Here is a 25023-nt window from a genome sequence, read left to right on the forward strand (position 1 = left end):
TCAGACTTACTTCGGAACCTTTAACAATGTAAAACTTCAAAATCATGAAACAGACTTTTTTAGCTTTGACATTTCTTTCTTTTGTGCTTACCGGTTGTAAAAAAGAAGTTAAAACGGAAACAGAGTCCGCCGCAACAGTTCTTGACAGTACGGCTTCGGTTCCCGATTCACATACTTCTGAAAACGCTTTGGATTGGAATGGTTCCTACCAAGGCGTGGTTCCTTGTGCCGATTGCCCGGGAATTGAAACAAAACTCACCCTGAACAAAGACAAAACCTATGAACTTTCCGTTTTGTATCAGGATAGGGAAAAACAACCAACAATTACCAAAGGAAACTTTACTTTTGACCAGTCCGGAAGTATAATCACTTTAGACAAAGCCGGAAAAACAACCAGTTACAAAATAAAAGAAGGTTGTTTAACGATGCTGGACCGCGATAAAAAAGAGATTGGAGGCGCGTTAAAGGCTAAATACATTTTGAACAAAAACCATTAAAATAAAAAAGCTCCGTAATTCGGAGCTTTTGTTTTATATACTGGACTTGAATTGTTCCAGAAAACGCACATCGTTTTCATAAAACATTCGAATATCACCAATTTGATACAACAACATCGCAATACGCTCGATTCCCATACCGAACGCGAAACCGTTGTATTTGTCGGCATCGATCCCGCAGTTTTTCAAAACGTTAGGATCCACCATACCACAACCCATGATTTCCAACCAACCGGTTCCTTTGGTAATACGATAATCGGTTTCCGTTTTCAATCCCCAATAAATATCCACCTCAGCACTTGGTTCGGTGAACGGAAAATAACTCGGGCGTAAACGGATTTTCGACTTTCCGAACATTTCTTTGGTGAAATAAAGCAAGGTTTGCTTCAAATCGGCGAAGGAAACATTCTGATCGATGTACAAGCCTTCCACCTGATGGAAAATACAGTGGGAACGCGAAGAAACTGCCTCATTACGAAACACACGTCCCGGTGAAATCGTACGAATTGGCGGTTTGTTGTCTTCCATATAACGCACCTGAACCGAAGAAGTGTGCGTGCGCAACAATACATCCGGATTGGTTTGAATAAAAAACGTATCCTGCATGTCACGCGCCGGATGGTATTCCGGTAAGTTTAATGCGGTAAAGTTGTGCCAATCGTCTTCAATTTCCGGACCTTCGGATACATTAAACCCGATGTTTGAAAAAATATCTACAATCTGGTTTTTTACGATGGAAATAGGATGGCGCGAACCAATCACTAAGGGTTCGCCCGGACGCGTCAAATCACCATAAACCCCGCCAGCCACTTCTTTACTTTCAAGGGCCTCCTGTATGGTTTTTACTTTATCTTCAGCAGTGGTTTTCAACAAATTGATTACCTGACCAAATTCTTTTTTCTGGTCGTTCGGAACGTTTTTGAACTCGGCAAAAAGGTCTTTCAACAAGCCTTTGCTTCCCAAAAACTTAATTCGGAATGCTTCTAGCGCATCCTTATTGTCGGTGGTAAACGCCTGTGCTTCACCAATGTATTCTTTAATCTTGTCAGTCATCGTCATGCGGTAATTGGATGCAAATTTAGTAAAAAGTTAGAAGTTAGACTGCAGAAAGCAGAAATTAGATTCCAGAAACCTGCTTTTTGTGGTCTGATTACTATTTAATAATTTCTTTCTCCAAAAAATAGTTTACAATCGCTTCTTTCATCAAAACGGACTGTTCACCGGCTTTTAACGGCGGCAATTGTTCTTTTACCTGATAATGCGGCCAGCCTTCTTCATCGAAAAAATCGAATTCATAATAGCCGTAAGGCTCCAGCAAACGGCAGATGGCAATGTGCATCAGGTTTAGCTTTTCGTCTTTTTTGAATTTTCGGTTGAGTTGCCCCAATTCCTGCACACCGATTAAATAAATGATTGCGTCCAAATCCAGGATTTCCCCATCAGCAAACTGATTGGAAAGTATGTTGACCACTGCGTCCCAGCGGGTTTTTAATTGTTCGTCTCTTGACATTTTTATGAAATTATGAATTATGAATTATGAATTATGAGTTCACCTCTCATAAAATTGATTGGCAAAGATAGGGAGTTGTAAACTGACTTGTTGCATTTCTTTTATCTTTGCGCTTGTTTCTATCCTCTTAACTATGAGTTTTATCGATATCGTTTTAGCGGCCGTACTGGTTTTTGGCTTAATCAAGGGCCTGCGAAACGGCCTTTTTGTGGAAGTGGCTTCACTGATTGCTTTTTTCATCGGGATTTATGCGGCAATCAAGTTTTCGTATGTTGTTAAATCGATGCTAGAAACAACGGTTTCCTGGTCGCCGAAAACGGTTCAGGTGACCGCTTTTGTTTTTACACTACTTGCAGTTGTGGTCGCAATTCACTTATTAGCCAAAATCTTTACTGGAATTGCCGATTTTGCATTTTTAGGCTGGTTCAACTCTATAGGCGGCGGCGTTTTAGGGGGCTTGAAAACAGTGCTGTTGCTTGGAATTATTTTGAGTCTGTTCCAAAAAGTGAACCTCAACAACATGATTGTATCCAAACAAACTCAGGAAAACTCTTTGCTATTCAATTCTGTTTTAAAAACTTCCGAAGTGCTGCTTCCAGTAGTAACCCATTGGTTTGAAGATTTAAAAAAAACACAACTTTCAGCACAATAGGAAAACAAAAAACTATTTAAGCTCTTTGATCTCGCTTTTTTTAATCCAGCCCTGGGTTTGATCGGTTAACTCGATTTTTTGCCAATCTCCCTGGGACTCCAAAACAAAAACTTTGGTTCCCTCGTGCAGTTCAAAAGCATTTGGTGCTGAAGACTTCGGTTCATTTTTAACGACAGCAATTTCTGCAAAAACAATAGCCGGTTGTTCGGTATCGAAGTTGTTGCGCTCGATAATGGCCGCTCCAACGCTTAAAAGTACAATCAACAAAGCCAATACCATCCCTACAAAAAAGGTACGCTTCCAAACGGAAACGGCTCCAAAGTAATAACCGATAAAAAACACCAGAAACAAAGCAGAAAATCCGGTGGCAATTCCTGCCCAAACATCGTAATGGAAAACATCCAGAAAGTCGTTAAGCATTTTGGAAAACCCAACTTTAGGCACCACTTTAATTTCATCGATGGCCATTTTTTGAGCGAATTTCAAATTGGTCTGAATTTCGGCATCGTCGGGGTGCAGTAACAGCGCTTTTTCGTAATTGTATACGGCCGGTGCTACCTTGTGCAATTTGTAATAAGCATTCCCTAAATTAAAGTACAATTCTGCCGATTGCTGACCCGATTGTAAAATTCCTTCGTAAACCACAGCCGCTTGTTCGTACTGCTCTTTTTTGTACAATTCATTCCCTTTCTGGAAAGCCGATTGTGCAAAAACGGCACCGGAAAGCAACAAAAATATATAGACTAACTTTTTCATTTTCTTCGGAATTAAATCTGCTTGCTCAACTCGGAAATTACTCCCACGGCTCTGTCGTAATCCTGCTGCATTGCTACGCTGGTGGACGGCGCGTAACGGGCAAACTCGCAACTATCCATCAACTTCATAAAATCAGTAACCGTATGAGACTCTGCCTTTTTGGACATCAATAATTCCTGAATGTTCTCCTTGCTCATTTCTGAAGTTTCGATATGCAGTTTTGCTTTTAAGAAATTGTGCAGTGCGCGTTCCATGGCATCGTAAAAAGGTTCCTTGTTCCCCATTTGCTTACTGGCTTCCGAAAGGAATTTCTTGGCCAGTTTGTTCGACTGACGGATCTTGTTTCCGGCCACATCACCATCCAAGGCTTCTTTCTTCTTCTTGGCCAAAACAATTATCGGAATAATTAAGAATGGGACAAACAACAAGGTATAAAACAAGGTTGAACCCAAGAAATCGTCACACTTGATCGGCTCCAATTCTGTGTTGGATTTCACATACGCAAACTGATCGCTTTTGGCAACGGTTTGTTTGCCGGTCGCAGCGGTTTGATCCGTAGAAGTTGGCATTATCCCTTCCAATACATCAAGTTTGATTTCCTGTGAGGTAATGGTTTTATAGGTTTTGGAATTCAGATCGAAATACGAAAACGTCAACGGTTTAATGGCGTAAATCCCTTTATATTGCGGCACAATCGTATAGGTGTCTGAAATGGTTCCTTGGGTTCCGGTAAGCGGCGTGGTTACACTTTCTTTATGCTCCGGATCGTACATCTCCAAAGCGTTGGGTACAATTGGTTTGGGCAATGTGAACAATTTCATGTTTCCTTTTCCGGCTACACTTACTTCCAACTGCATCGATTCTCCCGATTTTAAGGCCGTTTTTGACGGTTTTACCCTGAAATCGAAATGACCTACTGCCCCTGTAAAATCTTCAGGTTTACCTGCTTCTGGCAAAGCTTTTACAAAAATGGATTTTGCTCCGGCAGATACTTTTTTAGTTCCGTTGGTGTATTCCATACGTCCGAACATATCACGTCGACCTGTAGGGGCTTGCATATTAATGTCCAGCGACAACGGTTCAATGTTTAGTTTTCCGGCTTTCTGCGGATACAATACGGTTTTGCGTAAAATCACGTAACGGTAGTCTTCGCCGTTGTATTTACCCATTTGTACCGACAGGTTTTTAACGTCGATCGCCTGACTCCAGAAGTTGTTGTATTTCGGGCTGGCCGATTCACGAAAATCGCTCACACTTACATAAGGGCTAACGTAAAGCTTATACACCGCAGTTATCGGTTCGTTCAAATACGGATTTGTGTTTGAAATTTCGGCCACCAAATGAATACCATCTCCTTTGAGTTGTGGCGGCAATTGCATTTGTTGTTGCTGTTGTTGTTGACGACGGCGCTGATTTCCGAAAATGATCGCAAAAGGATCTTCCTCTTCTTCCGGCTCAGGCTGGGTTACTGCGTTGCCCACAGTAACTTTAACCGAATTGGTCTTATAAATTTTTCCGGCAATTTCTATCGAAGCCGGTTTGATTACAAAAGTCCCTTTTTTAGTGGGCATCAAAAAGAATGAATACGATTTGCTGAACGATTTTCGTCCGTTAACCCACGAATAATTTACCGATTGATTAGGTCCTCCGAAAACCTTAAACCCCTCAAAAGAAGGAGCTTCAAAATTATCCCCGTCGTCGTTCATGGTAAAATCGATGCGCAAACGCTCGTTAATACCAATAGTGCTTTTACTCACAGCAGCTTTAAATTCCACCTGAGCAAAAACCGATTGAACGGCTAACAGCAAAAGAAAAATATACTTGTTCATCTTCGTACTTATCATTACCTCTACCAGTCTTTTTCGTTTCGTTTCGGACTTCCTTTCACTTCTTTTCCTTTCACGCGCTCCTGAATCTTTTTCTCTTCGTTGTTTAACGCATCAAGAAGATTTTCCATGCGCTGTTTGGTAGCTCCGCTAGGCTTTGGCTGTTGCGGTTTTTGATCCTGATCACCTTTGCCGTCTTTGTTTTCAGGATTTTTAGGATCGTCTTTTTTGTCTTTGTTCTGATCCTTGTTTTTATCCTGCTGATCTTTATTCTGATCTTTGTTGTCTTTCGGCTTCTGATCTTTGTTCTGATCTTTATTTTTGTCTTTGTCGTCTTTATTGTTTTTCGGCGGATTCTCCTTCAACTTTTGTTTGGCCAAGGCGTAATTGTAACGCGTTTGGTTGTCGGTTGGATTGTTGCGTAGTGCGTTTTTATATGCTTCTACCGCGCCTTGATAGTTTTTCTCCGTCATTAGAGTATTTCCAAGATTGTGAAACGCTTTGTGCTTCTCCTCTTTGGTAGTCGCCTCAGTAATCGCTCTGGAATAAGAAAATTTAGCCTCGCCCGCCTGTTTCTGACGATAAATAGCATTCCCTAAATTATAGGAAGACGTAGCCGATTTAGGGTTCTTAAACTGAGAAATTCGGTATTCTGCCTCGGCTTCAGCATAATTTTTATCCTGAAACTCATCGTTCCCTTTGGGCAGGTTTTTATCTTTTTCCTGAGCCGAAAGCCATAGGGAAAAAAGTAAGAAACTGTATGTAATCAGGTGTTTCATTATGCTTTGCTCTTTTCATTAAATAAATTCAATTTCTTTACCCAGGCGGTTTTTCGCTCTAAAAAGAACACATCCAACAGCAGCAGGAAAAACGCAAGTCCTAAAAACCACTGGAACTGGGATTCGAAATCGGCAATCTGCTTGCTTTCAAAATCCGTTTTTTCCAAATTGTCCAAACCGTTTTTCACGAATTCCAACACTTCTTTGGTACTTCCTCCAAAAACATAACCTCCGTTGGCATTTTTAGCAAGCGTTTTTAAGGTTTCAGGGTAAAGTTTGGTAATCACCGTTTCCCCATTTTGGTCTTTTTTGAAGCTTTCGATTACTCCATTATGGCGTAAAGGAATAGGACCTCCTTTTTCGGTTCCTACCCCAATGGTCATTACTTTTATTTTCTTGTCTTTGATTTCCTCCAACGCTTCTTCAAAACCTTCCCCATGGTCTTCCCCATCGGAAAGCATGATGATCAGTTTGCTGGTTTGCGGATCGTCAAAATAAGAGGCTGCCAGTTTCAAAGCTTCTCCTAATGCTGTTCCTTGAGAAGAAACCATATCGGTATTCATGCTTTGCAAATACATTTTGGCTACACTGTAATCGGTCGTGATTGGTAAAACAGGATAAGCACTTCCGGCATAACCCACAATCCCTATGCGGTCACTACCCAATTGGTTGATGATCTGGGAAACGATTTGTTTGGTTTTTTCCAATCGGTTCGGCGCGATGTCTTCCGCAAGCATACTTTTGGAAATGTCTACCGCAAAAACGATGTCTACTCCCTGACGTTTTACCGTTTCCATCTTGGTTCCGATTTTCGGATTGACTAGTGCAATAATTAAAGCCGCTAAACCTAATAAAACCACGACCAGTTTCAAGACCGGTTTAAACGTTGATTTTTCGGGCGCTAAATGTTTGAGCAATTCCTGATCGGCAAAGTCCTTTTGTTTTTTCTGTTGCCAATACAAATTGACAAAGAAAAGCAAGAGCAAAACCGGAAGTATCGCTAACAGATAAAAATATTTTGGTTCGTCAAATTCCCACATAATTAAATAAAACTTCTGAAAAGGGTTTTACGTAACAACAATTCCAACACTAAAAAACCAAGGGCTAAAAAGGCCAGCGAGCGGTATTTTTCATCGTAATTATAAAAACGCTGCTCCAGTACTTCGGTGGTTTCCAGCTTGTTGATTTCGTTATAAATACTAGTCAAACTTTGGTTACTGGTGGCGCGAAAGTACTTTCCTCCGGTCATAAGTGCAATTTCTTTCATTAATTTTTCGTCAATTTCCACCTTCATCATTTTAAAGAGGAATTCTCCGTTGGGCGCTATCGCATAAGGAAACTGAGCCATTCCGTTGGTTCCGATACCGATGGTGTACACCTTAATTCCATATTCTTTAGCAATTTCCGAAGCCATACGCGGATCGATAAACCCGGCATTGTTTACTCCGTCGGTCAAAAGTATGATTACTTTACTTTTGGCCTTGCTGTCTTTTAAACGATTTACCGCAGTAGCCAATCCTACTCCAATTCCGGTACCATCCTGCAATACATTGTCGTATTTCACGCTTTCCAATGCGTCTAAAACTACCGCTTTATCACTGGTTACCGGTGTTTTTGTGTACGATTCCGATGCATAAACCACTAAACCGATTCGATCATTAGGACGTTGCTCCACAAATTCTGCGGCAACCCTTTTTAAGGCTTCCATACGGTTCGGTTTCAAGTCTTTGGCCAGCATACTTCCGGAAACGTCGATGGCCATTACAATATCGATACCTCTTGTGGTTCTGGATTTATTGGTTACATCGGTGGATTGTGGTCGGGTTAAAGCACCGATCAACGCACTTAACGCCAACATTCTCAGAACGAAAAGCACGGGCTTTAATTTCGGCAACACTGTCCCGGTAGTTTGAAATGCTTTTACCGAACTCATTTTCAAGGTCGCACTCTGTTCTTTTCTTTTCCAGAAATACCAGCCAATGGCTATCGGAATAACCAAAAACAGCCAAAAGAATTCCGGGTTTGCAAAAGTGATGTTCTTCATTACTGTGCTGCTTTTCTAAGTTCTACAGAATCTAAAATTCGTGCCGTGATTTTCTGACCGAATTCGTCGCCCTCTTTATACATGGTGAGTACCTGCTGTAAACCGCCTTCCTGACTCATCATTACAAATTCATAATACACTTTGGTGGATTGTTTGCTGATGCCATCAAGCATATTCATGGTTCCGTAGGCTTTTCTTCCCGAGATGCCTTCCCCGGTATTAAAATCTTCGGTTTTAACGATAATATCCTGGGCGCCTTTTTGTTCCATCAGTTGTAAACCTGCCTCAAGAGACTTATCTAAATCGATTTGCGTTTCTTTTTTGAATTTTGAAGTGGAAACCATCACGTAATAATCATCAAAATAGCCCCCGAACTCAAAAAGCTGCAGTTCTTTTAGAAGCGCCATACTGTTTTTAGGAAGTTCCTTTTCCGCATCTTGACGCTTTAAAACACGCGGTGTGGAGATGACTACTCCCGGATTTCCGTATTCGCTGGTTACCCAATCGGTCTCATACAAATGCTTGGTCGATTCCCCAAAAAGGTTGATGGTGCCTGAATAAACCAAATAAGCAAAAGAAACAATCGCAACTCCAACAACAGTTAAAACGGTCATTTTTTGACGCTGTTTTTTTCTTCGCTTGGCTTCTTCCTGTTGTTTTACCGCATCAGGAATTAACTCTTCTTCTACTTCTTTTGGAAGTGCTTTATCAATAGTTAAGATGATGCTTTCAATATTTTTACGGTCTTCGGCGATTTCAAAATCCAGCGGTTTGGATTTGGCGAATTTTACCAAATCGGCATTTTTAAGGATCTTTTCGAAAACTTCCATCGTTTCCTGACGAATACCCATTTTCTTTTTCAAGGAAGCTTTCTTCATCGCTTCCAAAAGCTCGTCGGTGGTGCTTTCCATGGCAGGAATTTGTACCGTTTCCTCAATATAAGTACGGGTAATATCGGTCATTTCGGAATAATAGGATTTGACTTCCCCACGTTCCAAAAGTGATTTCTTCTCTAAGTTTTGCAACAAACTCGTTGCTTTTTCAATCGGTGAAGCGTAAACGATTTCTTCTTCAACCTCTCGGTTTTTGTATTTCTTGTACAACCAATAACCTAAAAACCCTAAACCGGTTGCCAAAACCAAACCTAAAAGGTACCACCAGAACTTCGAGGAAGAATCTTTGGGCTCCATAATCGGTTTGATGTCGTACATTTTTTGTTTTAAAGTATCCACCACCACATTGTTTACCTCAACCACCGCAGAGTCCGATAAAAACTGACGATTGCCGATTAAAACCGGTATCCTCGGAATCACATAACGACCCGAATCAAACTGAGTCAAACCATATTTTTTGATGAACTCAAACGTTGCATCTTTCTTGATGGTATCGATGGGATAGGATTCTAAAACTTCCAAACGCCCAATGTTTTTAACATCGGGAAATGCTACTCGGGTTTCTTTGGTCCCTTTAACTTTTAGGGTAAGGTTGAATTGCGAACCAATCTTGATTTTGGTAGAATCCACGATGGTTTGCACCGGTTGTTGTGCAAAACCCAAAGCGGTAAGCATTAAAAAAAGAAAGATATACTGTTTTTTAATTGTCATTTTCTTGTTCGAATTATACTAATTCTGTTTGCGTTATCGGGATTTGAAATAGCCCAACAACTTTTTCACATAACTCTCATCCACACGGGTACTCACCGTGCCACTACCGCAACGGGAAAAGGTTTCCTTAAAGTAGTTCACGTGGTTTTGATAGTTCTTTTCATACTCCTCACGCACTGCTTTCGAATTGGTATTGACTACCGTAATTTCACCGGTTTCAGCATCTTCCATGGTAACCATTCCAAGATTCGGGATGCTTTCTTCGCGTTTATCGTAGACACGCACACCGGTTACATCGTGTTTTTTTCCGGCAATTTTTAAGGTATGTTCATAATCGGAAGCCATAAAATCGGAAATCACGAAAACGATCGCCTTTTTCTTTTGCACACCCGAAAGAAACTTGAGTGCCTGCGATAAATCGGTTTTTTTGCTTTTCGGCTGAAATTCGATTAACTCACGGATAATGCGAAGTACGTGCGACTTTCCTTTTTTGGGTGGAATGAACAGTTCGATTTGATCCGAAAAAAGAATCAATCCGATTTTGTCGTTGTTCTGGGTAGCCGAAAACGCCATGGTAGCCGCTATTTCGGTAATAATTTCGCTCTTGAGCTGATTTTGCGTACCAAAACTTTCCGAACCACTGCAATCCACCATCAGCATCATGGTCAGTTCGCGCTCTTCCTCAAAAACCTTTACATACGGCTCGTTGTAACGCGCGGTCACATTCCAGTCGATCGCACGCACATCGTCGCCAAACTGATACTGACGCACTTCCGAAAAGGTCATCCCACGTCCTTTAAACGACGTATGGTATTCCCCCGAAAAGATATGATCGCTCAATCTTCGGGTTTTGATCTCTATTTTGCGTACTTTTTTGAGTAATTCTTTGGTATCCATCTTCTTCAGTAATTCGTACTTCGTTGTTATATACAACTGCCTACTATGACTGTAAACTGTTTACTGATTAAGGCACTTCTATCTCGTTAACTATTTTGTTGATGATGTCTACCGAAGTGATGTTCTCGGCTTCTGCTTCATAAGTAATTCCGATACGGTGGCGCAATACATCGTGTACCACGGCACGAACGTCTTCCGGAATAACATACCCACGACGTTTAATAAACGCATAACATTTTGCCGCAGTGGCCAAGTTGATACTTCCACGTGGCGACGCTCCGAAACTAATCAGTGGTTTTAAATCGGCTAATTTGTATTTTTCAGGATAACGCGTAGCGAAAATAATATCTAAGATATATTTTTCGATTTTTTCATCCATGTAAACCTCACGAACCGCTTCTTGAGCACGGATGATTTGGTCTAAAGAAACCACTTGGTTCACTTTTTCATAACCTCCGTTCAAATTTTGACGGATTACTAGGCGCTCGTCTTCCATTTTAGGGTAATCGATTACCACTTTTAACATGAAACGATCTACCTGCGCTTCCGGTAACGGATACGTTCCTTCCTGCTCCACAGGATTTTGAGTTGCCATTACCAAAAACGGCTTGTCCAGTTTGAAGGTTTCGTCTCCGATGGTCACCTGTTTTTCCTGCATCGCCTCCAATAAAGCTGATTGCACTTTTGCAGGAGCACGGTTAATCTCATCGGCCAAAACGAAATTGGCAAAAATAGGCCCTCTCTTGATGGAGAAATCGTTTACCTTCATATTGTAAATCATGGTTCCTACTACATCGGCAGGAAGCAAATCCGGAGTGAACTGAATTCTGCTGAAAGAACCGTGAACTGCCTGAGATAGGGTATTGATCGCTAAAGTTTTCGCCAAACCGGGAACCCCTTCCAAAAGAATGTGCCCCTGTGCCAAAAGCCCAATCAGCAAACGCTCAATCATCGTTTTCTGGCCCACAATCACCTTGTTCATCTCCATGGTAAGCAGGTCGATAAATGCACTTTCCCGCTCTATTTTTTCATTAATTGCTCTAATGTCCAGAGTAGTTGTTGTCTCTTCCATTTGTTAATTTTTTTCTGCCGTGAAATTAAAAAGATATTTTAACACTGCAAATTGAAAATTAATTTAGTGTTATCTTGTTAATAATTGGTTAAAAATCAAAAGACAGCCATGGTTTTAGCTGTCTTTTAATATAATTTTTATTTCTCTTTAACTTATTGCAGCACCAGATTGCCCAAATTAGTCACTTCACCATTGACAACTACCACATTGTCAATTGTTAAAATCGCCAATCCTGAAGCAGGATCTGGAGTTACAGTTACCGTATAAGTTCCCGAAGGAATTCCGTTCAATTGAAAAACTCCCGCTTCATTGGTATATGCAGATACGGCAGTGCCGTTAACCTGAACGGCAACGAGTGTTTGCACATCAATAGGACTTATAGTTCCTTTAATGGCTCCGGAAGTCGCTTCGGTTGTTACCCGAATTACCGGATGCAGGTTGTAATTACCCGATCCTCCGGCCTCTACCACTACGGAATGTGCTACGTCAAAATCCAAAAGAAAATTATAAGTTCCTCCCGGTTGAAGCATTTGATTTACCTGAATTTTTAATCCGGATTGCTGAGCACTGGGTGTATTTAGCGGATAAGTCACTCCATCTTTCACCACGGTATTCTCGTCACCCAGAACCAAACGGATTTGGCTAAGTTGTCCCGATGGAATGGTATTTTCACCCAACAATACGTTAATCCCGCCGGTTAAGTCCAAAAGGTTGTACACTCCGGCCTGAATATTTCCCAGACTCACCCAGCCGTTATCTCCTGCATCGGAACTGCCTTTAATCATCACATCCAGGACTTCCACATTTACTTCATCATAATCCCCGGGAGCATCGGTCATTCGAACCGCCACCTTTGAAGTGCCTTGCGTTTGGTCTTCGCTGTCGTTGCAACTCATCAATACGGCAAAAAGAGGGGCAATTACTAATAAACCAAACAAATACTTTTTGAAATTTTTCATGGGAAACTGTTTTTAAATTAGTAATTTCATAACGATTAAATTACCGGCATCTTGCTTAGCTTAACATAAATTAACCCACTTTTATAAAAACTTTATGCTTTTTTGTAAGTATTTTATTTTGAAATGATTAACAAACGTCTTCTTATCAAAAATTTGCTGGCTCACAACGATGAGAACAGTTTCTATGACAAGAAGCGCCAGTTGAATCTCCACACCCGGGAAGGGAAGGCAAAATTCCTAAAACACATCTGCGCGCTGTCCAATTCCAACCCGATGAACAATTCCTATATTGTGGTGGGAGTGGAAGATCAGGACAATGAAATAGTAGGCGATGATTTTTTTGACGACAGCCGTATTCAGAACCTGATTAATGCTTTTCTGGAAAATCCTCCGAAAATTCAATACGAGAATGTTCCGTTCCCTAATTTACCCAAAGACAAGGTGATCGGGCTGGTGACCATAAAACCAAACAATAAAATTTCGTTCTTTAAAAAAACCATTCACACGATTCCTGCCAAAACGATCTTCATCCGTCGTGGCAGCAATACCATGCCGGTGGAAAACAACGAAGAAATTCCGAGTTCCATCAAAACCAAGAATCAGAATACCGAAACGGTCATCAGCATCGAGAACAATTCCCGAAACAGTATTGCTCACACGCTGGAAGGTGTTATCGATTTCATGAACAACCGCCACAAAGACATGAACCCGCGATACCATGTTTTTAAAGAATTGTTTGTGGTGTGTTGGGCCGGTAATAAAAAGAAAATACGAGAGAAAACATTTTTTTCAAGAGTCGATATCGAGCTGATCAACGAACAGGTCAAACTGTTTTACTCCGCCCTGGACGAAGTGACCATCGAATACGACGACCGCACGTTTTCCATAACCGAATACGTTCCGTTAGGTTTGAACGACAAAACCAGTTACTACCCACTGGAAAAAGTAACTTTGCATTTTTACGACAACGGTTATTACAAAATGAACAGCGAACTGCTCTTTGAACCTCCGGAATACAACCGTAAAATGCTCTACCACATCTACAATTCCAATCTTTCCCTTATTGGAAAACTGCAAAAAAGTTTACCTTTGTCTGAACGGGAAAACAAAGATCTGGAGAATTTACCTTCCACCCTTATGATTTGTTTTCTCAACGGTTTCGAAGAAGCCAAACAGAAACTGATCGACGCAAAACTTTTGCTCAAAGCACATGAAAACCCAACGGTTTATGTGTCTTTTAAAGAAGTAATGCGCATTTTAAGGAAAGTGAAATACGGAAAAAACAATGAGTAGAACTCTAGTAATTGGTGATATTCACGGCGGACTAAAAGCTTTAGAACAGGTTTTAGACCGCGCCAAAGTGACCCCGAGCGACAAACTGATCTTTTTAGGAGATTTTGTAGACGGCTGGAACGACACACCCCATGTAGTTGATTTTTTAATCGAATTGGACCAAACCCATGATTGCATTTTTATTAAAGGGAATCATGAAGAGATGGTGCTGCGCTGGCTCTCCGAAGGGGAAGACAATGAAGAATGGCGTCGTCACGGCGGACAATCCACCGTGGATGTGTATGAAAGCGTTCATGAAGAAATCAAAGGACGCCATATTGAATTTTTGGCCCGTTTGAACGATTATCATTTAGACGGGAACAACCGCCTGTTCATTCACGCCGGGTTTACCAACCAAAAAGGAGTGGAATACGAATACTTTAGAGGCATGTTCTGCTGGGACCGTACGTTGTGGGAAGCCGCACTGGCTATGGATAAAACGCTTTCCAAAAAAGATTTATTTTACCCGAAACGTCTTTCGTTGTATGAAGAAATTTTCATAGGACACACCCCGGTAACCCGCATCGGGTATTCTGTTCCCGTGAATCGGGCTAATGTTTGGAATGTAGACACCGGTGCCGCTTTCAAAGGCAGGCTCACCATTATGGATGTGGACACTAAAGAATATTGGCAAAGCAAACCGCTTCACGAACTTTATCCCGACGAAAACGGTCGAAACTAACGTATATTTGCAAAAAATTTGAAGCCATGATAAAAAAAATTGCCCTATTGGGCCTTTTAGTAAGCGGAATGTTTTCTGCCCACGCACAAAGTAAAAACGAAGTAAAAGTAAACTTCCTGAACACCATCGTGATCCAATCGGTAGAGGTTGGCTACGAGCACTTTATCGAAGACGGATTTTCCGTAGGCGGTGAGGTTTTCATCAACGACCGATATTCCTATTTCCCGGAGATCAAAAGTGAAGGGTACAAATTCAACACTAGCAGCATCGGATTGAACGCAAATTTCTATTTCAGTTCGAACAGTTCCGGCTACTACATTTCTCCAATGTTAAAGTACCGTTTCGGTGATTTTGAGGAAAAAGAGACCGAGCCGGTAACACAAATCGAATACATCAAAAAAACCGACCTGGACAGCTTTATTTTAGGCGTAGGGATGGGTTACAAATGGGTTTGGAGCGATCATTTTGCCTTTGCGCCGTATGCGAACATCAGCAGAAACTTCAGCGAGCAGGTGAACGATCGTTTCTTCGCCGTAGAACTGAATGCCGGAGTTAGTTTAGGATATCGTTTTTAATACCTTGAAAAGATGAGCGTAATAGAGAAAAAATTAAAAGACCGCAGCGATTCCAAATGCGAATTGTGTAGCAACCCGCATGATTTACAAGTGTACAACATTCCTCCGGATCCTAAAGACACTTTGGAGACCAGCATTTTGGCTTGTAAAACCTGTGTAAACCAAATTGAAAATCCGGATACGATGGATACCAACCATTGGCGTTGTTTGAGCGACAGCATGTGGAACGAACATTTACCGGTACAGATCGTTTCCTGGCGCATGCTGAGCCGTTTGAAACAACACGATTTACTGGAGATGATGTATTTAGACGAAGAAGCTTTGGAATGGGCAAAAGCCACCGGTGAAGGCGAGGAAGACGAAGGCAAAATCATTCACAAAGATTCCAATGGGAATATTTTACAGGATGGTGATTCTGTAGTATTAATTAAAGATTTGGATGTAAAAGGCGCTAATTTTACCGCAAAACGCGGAGCAGCTGTTCACAACATCAAATTGGTTTGGGACAACGCCGAACAGATTGAGGGAAGAGTTGAAGGACAGCATATTGTCATCCTTACCCAATATGTGAAGAAGACGAAGTAATTAATTTACCATATAAGTCATAAAAGTAAAGCGATCTGAAATTTCAGATCGCTTTTTTAATATATCCAACTATAAAACAAATAAAAAAGGGTTCAGCTAGTGAACCCTTTTTAAAACTAAGTCTATAAAACTTATATGACTTATATGGTTATTTATGATTAAAAATCAAATTTGATTCCTTGTGCCAACGGAAGTGCTGTTCCGTAGTTGATCGTGTTGGTTTGTCTTCTCATGTACGCTTTCCAAGCATCTGAACCCGACTCACGGCCACCACCGGTTTCTTTCTCACCTCCGAAAGCTCCACCGATTTCCGCTCCGGAAGTTCCGATGTTTACGTTGGCGATACCACAATCTGAACCGGCAGCAGAAAGGAACAACTCCATTTCTCTCATGTTGTTGGTAAAGATTGATGAGGATAATCCTTGCGGCACACCGTTTTGGATAGCAATTGCTTCCTCAATAGTACTGTATTTCATTACATATAATACTGGTGCAAACGTTTCATGCTGTACGATTTCAAATTCGTTTTTCGCTTCGATGATGCATGGTTTCACGTAACATCCGCTTTCGTATCCTTCTCCTTCTAATACACCACCTTCTACGATTACACGTCCGCCTTCCGCTTTTGCTTTCTCAATTGCGTTTAGATAATCCTGAACCGCACCTTTATCGATAAGTGGACCTACGTGGTTGGTTTCATCTAAAGGATTTCCAATTTTCAACTGACCGTACGCACCTTTCAATACTTCTAAGGTTTTGTCGTAAACACTATCGTGAACGATTAAACGACGCGTTGAAGTACAACGTTGTCCTGCAGTTCCTACCGCTCCGAACACTGCTCCTACCAATACCATTGATAAGTCTGAGTTTTCAGAAACGATGATCGCGTTGTTTCCTCCTAATTCCAAAATAGTGTTTCCGAAACGAGAAGCTACCACTTGAGATACGTGACGTCCGATTCTTGTAGAACCTGTGAACGATACTAAAGGAATACGCTTATCGTTGTTGATTAAATCTCCCGATTCGTTTCCAACCACTAAACAGCTTAATCCTTCCGGTAAATTATTTCTTTCTAATACGCTTTGGATGATGTTCTGACAAGCTACCGCACACAAAGGTGTTTTTGAACTTGGTTTCCAGATGCAAACGTCTCCACAGATCCAAGCGATCATCGAATTCCAAGACCATACCGCTACCGGGAAGTTAAACGCAGAAATGATTCCTACGATCCCGAACGGATGCCATTGCTCGTACATTCTGTGCATTGGACGCTCTGAGTGCATGGTAAGTCCGTGTAATTGACGGGAAAGACCTACTGCGAAATCACAGATGTCGATCATTTCCTGAACCTCTCCTAAACCTTCCTGGTAGGATTTTCCCATTTCGTAAGAAACCAATTTTCCAAGTGCTTCTTTATTTTTTCTAAGTTCCTCTCCCATTTGGCGAACAATTTCACCACGTTTTGGAGCCGGAACCAAACGCCAAGTTTTGAACGCTTCTTCTGCCGCGCTCATCGCTTTTTCGTAATCTTCTTTTGTCGCAGATTTTACTCTTCCAATCAATTCACCGGTTGCCGGAGAATACGATTCGATGATTTTTCCGTTAGAGAACCAGTTTTTACCGGTTGATGCTCCTTCATTTATTTCTTTTAAGCCAAGTTGCTGCAAGGCTTCCTGAATACCAAATTGGTCTACTGCAGTTGTTGCCATTATTAAAGTTTAATTCGTTTTTTTATAAATTTTTGCAAAGTTAGTCTTTTTTGTTAAATCGATAACACACTACCACGTTAAAACTAACCTAAAGAAAATCAAAAGGTTAACTTTCGTATTTAGCGGTAAATCTCGGATCGGTTTGCATCACGGTACCACATTCGGTACAAGTTCGCAATTCTTCCGAATTGTAAAAGTGCTGAAAATGAGGCAGAAAATCGTTTTCGATATCGTGCAATTCAAAATACACTTCATATAATTTATGGTTGCACTGTTCGCAGTGCCAAAGCAAACCGTCGGTATAGCCTTTTCCGGCTCTTTTGCGTTCGATTACCAAACCTATAGACCCTTCGCTGCGTACCGGAGAATGCGGCACGCGGGCAGGGTGCAGGTACATATCCCCCGCTTTGAGTTCCATTTCTTTTCGCTCACCTGCTTCCTGAATTACGACCTTGATGGTTCCCTCCAACTGGTAAAATAGTTCTTCGGTTTCGTTGTAATGGTAATCTTTTCTTGCGTTTGGACCGGCCACAATCATTACGATATAGTCGTCGGATTCCATATAAAGATTTTTATTCCCTACCGGTGGTTTTAAAAGATGGCGGTTCTCTTCAATCCATTGGATAAGGTTAAACGGTTTTAAAATACTCATGATCTTAATGTTTTGCTCCGCTAATTTACAAAATAAAAAAAGGCCGGCTTAGCGCCGACCTTAAATATTATTTTACTTCTTTGATCAGATAGATGTACACCGGAAAGTGGTCGCTGAAACCAACTTCTCCGTTCGAGTTACGAAGCGGATATCCTTTGTACTGCCCAGTTTTCTGAACCAAGAATGGTTTGTTGTACACTCCAGCTTTCCAATACCTCCAAGAAGAATAATCGTTACGGATCAAAGGCTCGGACACCATGATAATGTCGAACAAATCCCAAGCATCACGGTAGGCTAAAGTTCCGATTCCTTCTTCAGCCATTTTTTGCATTGGATTGTAGATTCCTAAAGGCTTTACGTCTTCCTTTCTTCCTTTGGCACCTACTTCCACTTTAACACTGTTGTTAAAACTTCCGTCGTTCAAATCTCCCATGGAAATAATTTTTGCATTCGGATTAATCGCGTATAATGAATCAATTATTTTACGGTTTAATCTTCCAGCAGCCTCACGATTTGGACTACTTTTTTTCTCCCCTCCTGAACGCGATGGCCAGTGGTTTACAATCACATTAACTTCCTCACCATCCAGCAATCCGGTAACCAGCAATTGATCACGAGTATAGATACGCTTAGTAGTTTTATCAAGGTTTACGTTTTCTTCCTTGTCTTCGTCTTCTCCTTTTTTATCCTTTTTACCTGTTTCTTTTTCATAAATCAACAGTGGAATGTTTTTGTAACTTAAAGGCTGAAAATGCTTCTTTTTGTATAAAAGCGCCACATCAATTCCTCTTTTATCCGGTGAATCAAAATGTATGATTCCGTAACCTTTCTCGGCCATTCCTGGATGCTTTACCAAATCTTCCAAAACCCCACGGTTTTCGATTTCACATCCTCCAATTAAAACCGGAGATTCTTTTTGGGCTTCGCTGGTACCCAATTCTGAAAGAACACGACTTAAATTGTCTAGTTTTTTCTTGTATTTTTTTCCTGTCCAGTTTTGAGCCCCATCCGGAAGCCATTCTTCGTCTAAATTAGGACCATTAATGGTGTCGAACAAGTTCTCAAAATTGTAAAAACCAACGGTGTGCACCATGAATTTTTTCTGCTGAGCCGACAAAGGCGCTAACGCGAAAAACAATGCAACTAAAAGGATTACCTTCTTTTTCATATTTATCAATTAGGTGTTTTTAAACATAATATCTTGTTGAATAAAACAACACAAATACCAAACCAAAAACAAGATAAAGGGACAATTTTCTCATTTTTGGGGCAACAAATGTAAAATAATATTGGTAAAAACCGCTCTTATTTTGATTAATTAATTCTTAACCTGTCTCATAAAAGGACATTTTCCTATAAAATACAACTAATACTTTGAAAAACAAAGATTTAAACTTTTTATTTTAGTTATATTTTTGGCAATTGTTCGATTTTTATATTAACTTAGGATTAAGTTTCACAAAAATTTCTAAGGCATAGTATTGTTTGTTGTGGTAATTCATGTAAATTTGCGCCCCTTTGTTATCTTATTGATTAATAAACAGGGATTTAACTTTAATCTTTTATATGAAAAAACTTGTAATTTGTACCTTACTTGTAATGCAAGTCGTTTTTGCTTGGGCACAACAAAACCCGGCTTTGAAAGGAAAGGTTGTGGATTCAAAATCACAAAAACCATTACGAAATGTGGTGGCCACCATCCAAAGCACAAACCAGTCAACCCTGACTAATGCTTTGGGAGAATTCGTTTTCACGGCAGCACCAGAAGGAAACCAGTCTGTTCAAATTAGCAGCACGGGTTATTCCGCACAAACTTTTGCAATTGAAATCAAAAAAGGGGAAACCCTGGATTTGGGTGTGGTTGTTTTAGAAGAAGACATCACTTCCGAACAACAAATGAGCTTGGTTACCATTACTGAAAACGATTTGGGTGATGATAACAGTGGTTCAGAAAGCACCTCCGGCCTATTGCAGGCTTCAAGAGATGCGTACCAACAAGCAGCGGCTTTCAACTGGGGTCAGGCACGTTTCCGTATTCGCGGTTTAGACAACGCATACGGGACCACCATGATTAACGGTATCGCAATGAACAAGATTTACGATGGAAGACCACAATGGAGTAACTGGGGTGGACTTAACGATGCAACCCGTAACCAAGAATTTACAATGGGTTCTGCTCCATCAGATTATACTTTCGGGGGTGCTTTAGGTACTCAGGAAATCAATACCCGTGCTTCTTTTTATAGACCGGGATCCAGAGTTTCATTCTCAGGAACCAACACCAATTACAGCTGGAGAGCTATGGGAACCCATGCTTCCGGTATGAACAAAAAAGGTTGGGCGTTTGTTGTTTCAGGATCAAGAAGATGGGCAGAAGAAGGCTTTTTTGAAGGAACCGACTACTCGGCAAACTCTTTATTTGCAAGTGTTGAGAAAAAAATCAACGATAAACACAGCTTAAACTTTACTTCGTTCTACGCTCAGAACAGCAGAGGAAAAACCTCTCCGAACACTAAAGAGGTAAACGATTTAAAAGGATTCAAATACAACTCTTATTGGGGATGGCAAGACGGGAAGAAAAGAAATTCTCGTGACAAAGACATTCAGGAACCAATGATGATGTTAAGTCATTACTGGAAAATCAATACGAAAAACTCATTAAACACCAACGTAGCATTCCAAACAGGATCAATTGGTAACTCAAGATTAGACTACCAAATGGCTAACAATCCGGATCCTACGTACTATAAAAACTTACCTAGTTACTACTACAATTCTCCTAGTTACTATGTTCAGACAGGAGTTGACGGAAGTGGTAACCCGATTTTTGCCAACCCAATGGCAGACTTAGCCCGTGCTAATTTCCAAGCTGACGGTCAAATCAACTGGAGCTCAATGTACGACCAGAACCGCAGAACCGGAAAAAGCGTTTACGCGTTATACGAAGACCGAACAGACGATACTCAAATCACGGCAAACAGTATTTTAACTTCTGAATTATCGGATAACATCAGCTTGAATGCGGCGGTTAACTTCAAAAAACTAAAATCGCACAACTTCCAAAACATGTTGGATTTATTAGGCGGTAACTACTTTGTAGACATCGATCCGTTCTATACCGGAAATGCTTCTCAGTCGGATTTGAACAACCCGAACCGTATGATTAAAGAAGGAGATACTTACGGGTACAACTACAATTTATTTGCTACGGTAATTGATGGATTCACACAATTCAAATTCAACTACAAAAAAGCGGATTTCTATTTAGCACAATCCTTTTCACGTTCAGAATACCAAAGAGAAGGTTTATACAGAAACGGTATCTACTTGAACAACTCTTTTGGAAAAAGCGACAGGTTAACTTACGAGAACTTTGGGTTTAAAGGAGGTTTAACATATAAGATCACTGGAAACCACTTGTTGAACTTCAACGGAATGTACATGACTAAAGCGCCAACGATGAGAAACGTATTCTCTAATGCGCGCATCAACAACAACACTACTGAAGACATTGACAGCGAAAGAATTTTTAGTGCCGATGCAAGTTATATCTTGAGAACTCCAAAAATTAAAGCACGTTTAACCGGTTTTATGTCTAAAATCCAAAATGCAGCAGACTTATCGTTCTTCTACGCTGAAGATTTATTCGACGCAGATGCAGTTGGTTCCGGAAACGAAGACTCATTCATTAGTGAATTGGTTACGGGAATGGACAAGAGAAACATCGGTGCAGAATTAGGTATTGAGTACAATGTGACTTCAACCATTAAAGCAACTGCAGCGGCTTCTTACGGGCAGTACATCTACAGCAACAATCCTCATTTAAGAGTTAACGACGATGCTCAGGCTACAGCAACCAACACAAATCCTTTGACGGATTTTGGTAAAACGTATTTGAAAGGATACAGACAATCCGGTATGCCACAACAAGCTTACACTTTTGGATTGGAGTATAGAGACCCTAACTTCTGGTGGATTGGAGCTAACGTAAACTATTTAGCAGACAACTATTTGGATGTTTCTAATATTTTAAGAACGGACAACTTTACCATCGACGGTACCACAGGAATTTCTTTTGAAGGAGCTTCTGAAACTAACGTAAGAAGGGTATTAAGACAAGAGAAATTCGACCCGTTCACGTTACTTAACCTTACAGGGGGTAAATCATGGAGAATCAGCAGCAAAAACAGAAACATCATTGGTTTCTTTGCCTCTATGAACAACGTTTTAGATGTAAAATACAAAACAGGTGGTTTCGAACAGTCAAGAAAAGCAACGTATCCTAATTATACTGCGGATTATGCAAACGGAACCCCATCATTTGGCTCTAAATATTTCTACGGATACGGAAGAACGTTCTTCGTAAACGTTTACATTAACTTCTAATTCAACTACTATGAAAAAGATATTTTTAAAATCCGTTTTCTTGCTTTCGGTATCGGCACTTTCAGTTAGCTGTACCAAAGAGGATGATTTTGATATTCCAACGGTAATCAATCCATTTTTTAAAGAAGACTTCCAAACTGCTGTTGACAATACTGATTTAGACATCTTGGGCTGGACCAACTTTGCAGAAGCAGGTACAAAAAAATGGAAAGAGGAAGTGTTCGATGGTAATGGCTATGCTGAATTCAGTGCATATAACTCAGGATCTGCCATCAATAAAGCATGGTTGATTTCTCCAGTTGTAAATATGGATACTTTTGCTAACGAGCGTTTAACCTTTAGAGTGGCTCAACACCACTTGGATGTAGATTCTCCAGACAATTCCCTACAGGTTTTAATCTCAACGGATTATGATGGAACTAATGTAACTGCTGCAACTTGGACAGCGCTTAATGCAAATATTCCAACCAAAAGCGCTTCTTGGTATGAATTTGCTACATCAGTAATTGATCTTTCCTCATATACAGGAAATGTGCATATCGCTTTTAAATTTACTGGCTCAGGTACAAACACAACGTTGGACGGAGCATTTCAGGTAGACAATGTCTTTATTTACAACGAAAAATAAAAAGAGCTATGAAAAAAATAAATTTAATTATACTAGCTTCTGCGGCAACACTTTTCACAGCTTGTGTGAACGGAGATGACTACGGTACACCCGATTTATCAAATCAGTGTACTACGCTTACCAAAACTAAGGAGGTTTCTGATATTGCTGCCTTAGCAACTTCACCAACTCCTGTTAAATACAACGATGCAGACATCATCGAGGCTTATGTAACTTCAAGTGATTTGGGTGGAAATTTCTACAAATCAATTTCATTTGTTTCTGTGGATGGAAATACTGGTTTCAGTATTCCGATTGATGATTACAACTTATACACACAATTCGAACCGGGAAGAAAAGTATATGTAAACATGAAAAACCGTTACATTGCTAAAGATTTTGGTTCAACACTTATTGGTTCATTATACAACAATGATACTCCTGCCGATCTAACTGATGATGAAGTGGGAAGAATTGCCCCGGTGGAATACAAAAGTGTATTAACCCGTTCTTGTGATGTTGTTAGTGAAGAATCGCTTGTAAACAGAGGTTTGACTATCACTCAGATTAAAACCGACGCCAACATCAATAAATTAATCGAGATTGATAATGTTCAGTTTACCGATCCTTCTTTAGGAAAGAAATTTTATGATGCTTCTCTTAACAGTATTGGTGGTGCTACAAATCACGAAATCGTTGATGCAAATGGTGCTAAAATTGTTGTTCGTGTAAGTGAATTTGCTACGTTTGCCAACAAAGCTGTTCCAAGCGGTAACGGAAAAATTCGTGGTGTATTGACTAAGTTCGGATCTACCTACCAATTCATGATCAGAACTGAGAATGATGTAAAAATGACCAATCCTCGTGTTAACGTATTGTTTGAACAGAATTTCGAATCTTTAACCTCTACCGGGAATAATCAATTTATTAATTTATCTGGTTGGTCCAATGTGTCTTTAAACGGAGGTGCTGAGCGTTGGGAAGGAAGAACTTTCAACAATAACAAGTATGCTCAACTGTCTTCATTTGGTACGGGAGAAACAAACATGGATACTTGGTTAATTACCCCTGGAATCAACCTTAACAATACTATCAACGAGTATTTAACCTTCGGATCTAAGATAGGTTTTGCAAATGGTGTAGCCGTGACTGTTTGGGCTTCTACAAATTACAATGGTGCTAATACTGCTGCTGCGATTAACTCAGCAACATGGACGCAACTAAATCCAATTATGGCGCCACAAACCACCTCATTTCCGAATGATTATACAAACTCTGGACAAGTAGATTTATCTTCCTACAACGGAACCGTATATATTGCTTTCCGATATGTAGGTTCTTCAACCGGAATAACTTCTACTTACCAAATTGATGATCTTAGAGTTGTTGGAGCACAATAACAATAATCATATATTATAAAAAAAGCGCCTTAATAGGCGCTTTTTTTATTTATTTACCTTCCTCCCCTAACATGATGTAGAACAAAAGCATTGCTCTCTTTCATTAAACCAAAAAGAATCAAATCTTTAAATCTAAAAAGGGTTGATCAAAATCAAATGGAACACTTTACTACCTCAGAAAACACCTACTTAATAAAACTCAAACGACACTCTTCTGGCTTTTAATAAATTTTGGATTGGAGAAAAAGTCTCTTAATTAAAATAGTCTCTGTTGTAGTTTTTGAGGCAGTTTTTATAAATTAATCATCGAATGTCTTTTCAAACACTTAACCAACACATCACAAATTAGCTTTATTTTAAGGATAGCGGTAAAAAAAAATTATTTCAATGTACTTTGCTTGTTTTCTTAAAAATAAAGCTTAAAACGTATAAAATCAAGCATAAAAAAACTCCCTGCTTTCACAGAGAGTCTTTTAGGGTAATTTAACTTACTATAATT

Annotated in this window: 23 protein-coding genes; 9 read left to right on the forward strand and 14 right to left on the reverse strand. The window is 40.2% G+C overall.

The window, feature by feature from the left end; genetic code table 11:
* Positions 1-44 precede the first annotated feature (44 nt).
* A complete protein-coding gene (locus LZZ90_RS12280) occupies positions 45-497 on the forward strand; it encodes a copper resistance protein NlpE (RefSeq protein WP_237790995.1) in 453 nt (150 codons plus the stop codon).
* A gap of 33 nt (positions 498-530) precedes the next feature.
* Here the strand turns inward: LZZ90_RS12280 and pheS are convergent, their stop codons facing one another.
* Both pheS and LZZ90_RS12290 read right to left on the reverse strand, forming a co-directional pair.
* Positions 531-1550: a phenylalanine--tRNA ligase subunit alpha gene (gene pheS / locus LZZ90_RS12285; protein ID WP_237790996.1), complete on the reverse strand. Its 1020-nt coding sequence runs from the start codon at positions 1548-1550 to the stop codon at positions 531-533.
* A 100-nt stretch (positions 1551-1650) separates the two neighbouring features.
* Entirely contained in the window at positions 1651-2007 is a 357-nt protein-coding gene (locus LZZ90_RS12290) for a hypothetical protein (RefSeq protein ID WP_237790997.1), read from the reverse strand.
* A 133-nt stretch (positions 2008-2140) separates the two neighbouring features.
* Here LZZ90_RS12290 and LZZ90_RS12295 point away from each other — a divergent pair, with 133 nt between their 5' ends.
* Positions 2141-2659 carry a CvpA family protein gene (locus LZZ90_RS12295; protein ID WP_237790998.1) on the forward strand — a complete coding sequence of 173 codons (519 nt, stop codon included), beginning with the start codon at positions 2141-2143 and terminating at the stop codon, positions 2657-2659.
* Between the two features lie 12 nt (positions 2660-2671).
* Here LZZ90_RS12295 and LZZ90_RS12300 read toward each other — a convergent pair whose 3' ends face one another.
* The 9 genes from LZZ90_RS12300 to LZZ90_RS12340 all read right to left on the reverse strand — a co-directional run bounded on the left by LZZ90_RS12300 (position 2672) and on the right by LZZ90_RS12340 (position 12596).
* Positions 2672-3415, reverse strand: coding sequence for a tetratricopeptide repeat protein (locus LZZ90_RS12300; RefSeq protein WP_237790999.1), 744 nt, complete (start codon positions 3413-3415; stop codon positions 2672-2674).
* 11 nt (positions 3416-3426) lie between these two features.
* Positions 3427-5244, reverse strand: a complete 1818-nt coding sequence (locus tag LZZ90_RS12305) for a BatD family protein (RefSeq protein WP_237791000.1) — start codon at positions 5242-5244, stop codon at positions 3427-3429.
* Positions 5245-5264: 20 nt separating this feature from the next.
* Positions 5265-6020 (reverse strand): tetratricopeptide repeat protein, encoded by a 756-nt coding sequence (locus LZZ90_RS12310; RefSeq protein ID WP_237791001.1) that lies wholly within the window; start codon positions 6018-6020, stop codon positions 5265-5267.
* Positions 6020-7060: a VWA domain-containing protein gene (locus tag LZZ90_RS12315; protein WP_237791002.1), complete on the reverse strand. Its 1041-nt coding sequence runs from the start codon at positions 7058-7060 to the stop codon at positions 6020-6022. The genes LZZ90_RS12310 and LZZ90_RS12315 overlap by 1 nt, the downstream gene beginning before the upstream one ends.
* Before the next feature lie 2 nt (positions 7061-7062).
* Positions 7063-8064, reverse strand: a complete 1002-nt coding sequence (locus LZZ90_RS12320) for a VWA domain-containing protein (RefSeq protein WP_237791003.1) — start codon at positions 8062-8064, stop codon at positions 7063-7065.
* Entirely contained in the window at positions 8064-9668 is a 1605-nt protein-coding gene (locus tag LZZ90_RS12325) for a DUF4381 domain-containing protein (protein ID WP_237791004.1), read from the reverse strand. The genes LZZ90_RS12320 and LZZ90_RS12325 overlap by 1 nt, the downstream gene beginning before the upstream one ends.
* Before the next feature lie 33 nt (positions 9669-9701).
* The gene (locus LZZ90_RS12330) at positions 9702-10565 is read right to left on the reverse strand and encodes a DUF58 domain-containing protein (protein ID WP_237791005.1); all 864 of its coding nucleotides are present in this window, start codon (positions 10563-10565) and stop codon (positions 9702-9704) included.
* A 67-nt stretch (positions 10566-10632) separates the two neighbouring features.
* Positions 10633-11637: a MoxR family ATPase gene (locus tag LZZ90_RS12335; RefSeq protein ID WP_237791006.1), complete on the reverse strand. Its 1005-nt coding sequence runs from the start codon at positions 11635-11637 to the stop codon at positions 10633-10635.
* Positions 11638-11789: 152 nt separating this feature from the next.
* Entirely contained in the window at positions 11790-12596 is an 807-nt protein-coding gene (locus LZZ90_RS12340) for a DUF4382 domain-containing protein (RefSeq protein WP_237791007.1), read from the reverse strand.
* A gap of 123 nt (positions 12597-12719) precedes the next feature.
* Between LZZ90_RS12340 and LZZ90_RS12345 the strand changes: the two genes are divergently transcribed.
* From LZZ90_RS12345 to LZZ90_RS12360, 4 genes are read left to right on the forward strand one after another with little or no spacing between them, the layout of a single operon-like run.
* Positions 12720-13889 (forward strand): ATP-binding protein, encoded by a 1170-nt coding sequence (locus LZZ90_RS12345; RefSeq protein ID WP_237791008.1) that lies wholly within the window; start codon positions 12720-12722, stop codon positions 13887-13889.
* Positions 13882-14610 carry a metallophosphoesterase family protein gene (locus LZZ90_RS12350; protein ID WP_237791009.1) on the forward strand — a complete coding sequence of 243 codons (729 nt, stop codon included), beginning with the start codon at positions 13882-13884 and terminating at the stop codon, positions 14608-14610. The genes LZZ90_RS12345 and LZZ90_RS12350 overlap by 8 nt, the downstream gene beginning before the upstream one ends.
* Positions 14611-14636: 26 nt before the next feature.
* On the forward strand, positions 14637-15185 hold the full coding sequence (locus LZZ90_RS12355) for an autotransporter outer membrane beta-barrel domain-containing protein (RefSeq protein WP_255702401.1): 549 nt from the start codon (positions 14637-14639) through the stop codon (positions 15183-15185).
* Positions 15186-15197: 12 nt separating this feature from the next.
* The gene (locus LZZ90_RS12360) at positions 15198-15770 is read left to right on the forward strand and encodes an alkylphosphonate utilization protein (RefSeq protein WP_237791010.1); all 573 of its coding nucleotides are present in this window, start codon (positions 15198-15200) and stop codon (positions 15768-15770) included.
* A gap of 158 nt (positions 15771-15928) precedes the next feature.
* Here LZZ90_RS12360 and LZZ90_RS12365 read toward each other — a convergent pair whose 3' ends face one another.
* From LZZ90_RS12365 to LZZ90_RS12375, 3 genes are all read right to left on the reverse strand, one after another.
* Complete coding sequence (locus LZZ90_RS12365; RefSeq protein WP_237791011.1) at positions 15929-17479, reverse strand: aldehyde dehydrogenase family protein; 1551 nt, start codon at positions 17477-17479, stop codon at positions 15929-15931.
* A gap of 106 nt (positions 17480-17585) precedes the next feature.
* Positions 17586-18131, reverse strand: coding sequence for a 3-hydroxyanthranilate 3,4-dioxygenase (locus tag LZZ90_RS12370; protein ID WP_237791012.1), 546 nt, complete (start codon positions 18129-18131; stop codon positions 17586-17588).
* 67 nt (positions 18132-18198) lie between these two features.
* On the reverse strand, positions 18199-19299 hold the full coding sequence (locus LZZ90_RS12375; protein ID WP_237791013.1) for an endonuclease/exonuclease/phosphatase family protein: 1101 nt from the start codon (positions 19297-19299) through the stop codon (positions 18199-18201).
* A 398-nt stretch (positions 19300-19697) separates the two neighbouring features.
* Between LZZ90_RS12375 and LZZ90_RS12380 the strand changes: the two genes are divergently transcribed.
* Genes LZZ90_RS12380 through LZZ90_RS12390 form a run of 3 tightly spaced genes read left to right on the forward strand, consistent with a single transcriptional unit; the run spans position 19698 to position 24524 of the window.
* Positions 19698-22517 carry a TonB-dependent receptor gene (locus tag LZZ90_RS12380; protein WP_237791014.1) on the forward strand — a complete coding sequence of 940 codons (2820 nt, stop codon included), beginning with the start codon at positions 19698-19700 and terminating at the stop codon, positions 22515-22517.
* A 10-nt stretch (positions 22518-22527) separates the two neighbouring features.
* Positions 22528-23145: a DUF5017 domain-containing protein gene (locus LZZ90_RS12385; RefSeq protein WP_237791015.1), complete on the forward strand. Its 618-nt coding sequence runs from the start codon at positions 22528-22530 to the stop codon at positions 23143-23145.
* Positions 23146-23153: 8 nt separating this feature from the next.
* Entirely contained in the window at positions 23154-24524 is a 1371-nt protein-coding gene (locus LZZ90_RS12390) for a DUF5689 domain-containing protein (protein ID WP_237791016.1), read from the forward strand.
* Positions 24525-25023: the final 499 nt, after the last annotated feature.

This window comes from Flavobacterium sp. SM15, from assembly GCF_022012335.1.
In the GTDB taxonomy this organism is placed as follows: domain Bacteria; phylum Bacteroidota; class Bacteroidia; order Flavobacteriales; family Flavobacteriaceae; genus Flavobacterium.

Coding starts and splice junctions, on each gene's coding strand:
- LZZ90_RS12360 (WP_237791010.1), top strand. CDS start 15,198: ATGAGCGTAATAGAGAAAAAATTAAAAGACCGCAGCGATTCCAAATGC.
- LZZ90_RS12295 (WP_237790998.1), top strand. CDS start 2,141: ATGAGTTTTATCGATATCGTTTTAGCGGCCGTACTGGTTTTTGGCTTA.
- LZZ90_RS12330 (WP_237791005.1), bottom strand. CDS start 10,565: ATGGATACCAAAGAATTACTCAAAAAAGTACGCAAAATAGAGATCAAA.
- LZZ90_RS12315 (WP_237791002.1), bottom strand. CDS start 7,060: ATGTGGGAATTTGACGAACCAAAATATTTTTATCTGTTAGCGATACTT.
- pheS (WP_237790996.1), bottom strand. CDS start 1,550: ATGACTGACAAGATTAAAGAATACATTGGTGAAGCACAGGCGTTTACC.
- LZZ90_RS12300 (WP_237790999.1), bottom strand. CDS start 3,415: ATGAAAAAGTTAGTCTATATATTTTTGTTGCTTTCCGGTGCCGTTTTT.
- LZZ90_RS12350 (WP_237791009.1), top strand. CDS start 13,882: ATGAGTAGAACTCTAGTAATTGGTGATATTCACGGCGGACTAAAAGCT.
- LZZ90_RS12325 (WP_237791004.1), bottom strand. CDS start 9,668: ATGACAATTAAAAAACAGTATATCTTTCTTTTTTTAATGCTTACCGCT.
- LZZ90_RS12355 (WP_255702401.1), top strand. CDS start 14,637: ATGATAAAAAAAATTGCCCTATTGGGCCTTTTAGTAAGCGGAATGTTT.
- LZZ90_RS12365 (WP_237791011.1), bottom strand. CDS start 17,479: ATGGCAACAACTGCAGTAGACCAATTTGGTATTCAGGAAGCCTTGCAG.
- LZZ90_RS12385 (WP_237791015.1), top strand. CDS start 22,528: ATGAAAAAGATATTTTTAAAATCCGTTTTCTTGCTTTCGGTATCGGCA.
- LZZ90_RS12320 (WP_237791003.1), bottom strand. CDS start 8,064: ATGAAGAACATCACTTTTGCAAACCCGGAATTCTTTTGGCTGTTTTTG.
- LZZ90_RS12310 (WP_237791001.1), bottom strand. CDS start 6,020: ATGAAACACCTGATTACATACAGTTTCTTACTTTTTTCCCTATGGCTT.
- LZZ90_RS12380 (WP_237791014.1), top strand. CDS start 19,698: ATGAAAAAACTTGTAATTTGTACCTTACTTGTAATGCAAGTCGTTTTT.
- LZZ90_RS12390 (WP_237791016.1), top strand. CDS start 23,154: ATGAAAAAAATAAATTTAATTATACTAGCTTCTGCGGCAACACTTTTC.
- LZZ90_RS12290 (WP_237790997.1), bottom strand. CDS start 2,007: ATGTCAAGAGACGAACAATTAAAAACCCGCTGGGACGCAGTGGTCAAC.
- LZZ90_RS12305 (WP_237791000.1), bottom strand. CDS start 5,244: ATGAACAAGTATATTTTTCTTTTGCTGTTAGCCGTTCAATCGGTTTTT.
- LZZ90_RS12280 (WP_237790995.1), top strand. CDS start 45: ATGAAACAGACTTTTTTAGCTTTGACATTTCTTTCTTTTGTGCTTACC.
- LZZ90_RS12375 (WP_237791013.1), bottom strand. CDS start 19,299: ATGAAAAAGAAGGTAATCCTTTTAGTTGCATTGTTTTTCGCGTTAGCG.
- LZZ90_RS12345 (WP_237791008.1), top strand. CDS start 12,720: ATGATTAACAAACGTCTTCTTATCAAAAATTTGCTGGCTCACAACGAT.
- LZZ90_RS12370 (WP_237791012.1), bottom strand. CDS start 18,131: ATGAGTATTTTAAAACCGTTTAACCTTATCCAATGGATTGAAGAGAAC.
- LZZ90_RS12335 (WP_237791006.1), bottom strand. CDS start 11,637: ATGGAAGAGACAACAACTACTCTGGACATTAGAGCAATTAATGAAAAA.
- LZZ90_RS12340 (WP_237791007.1), bottom strand. CDS start 12,596: ATGAAAAATTTCAAAAAGTATTTGTTTGGTTTATTAGTAATTGCCCCT.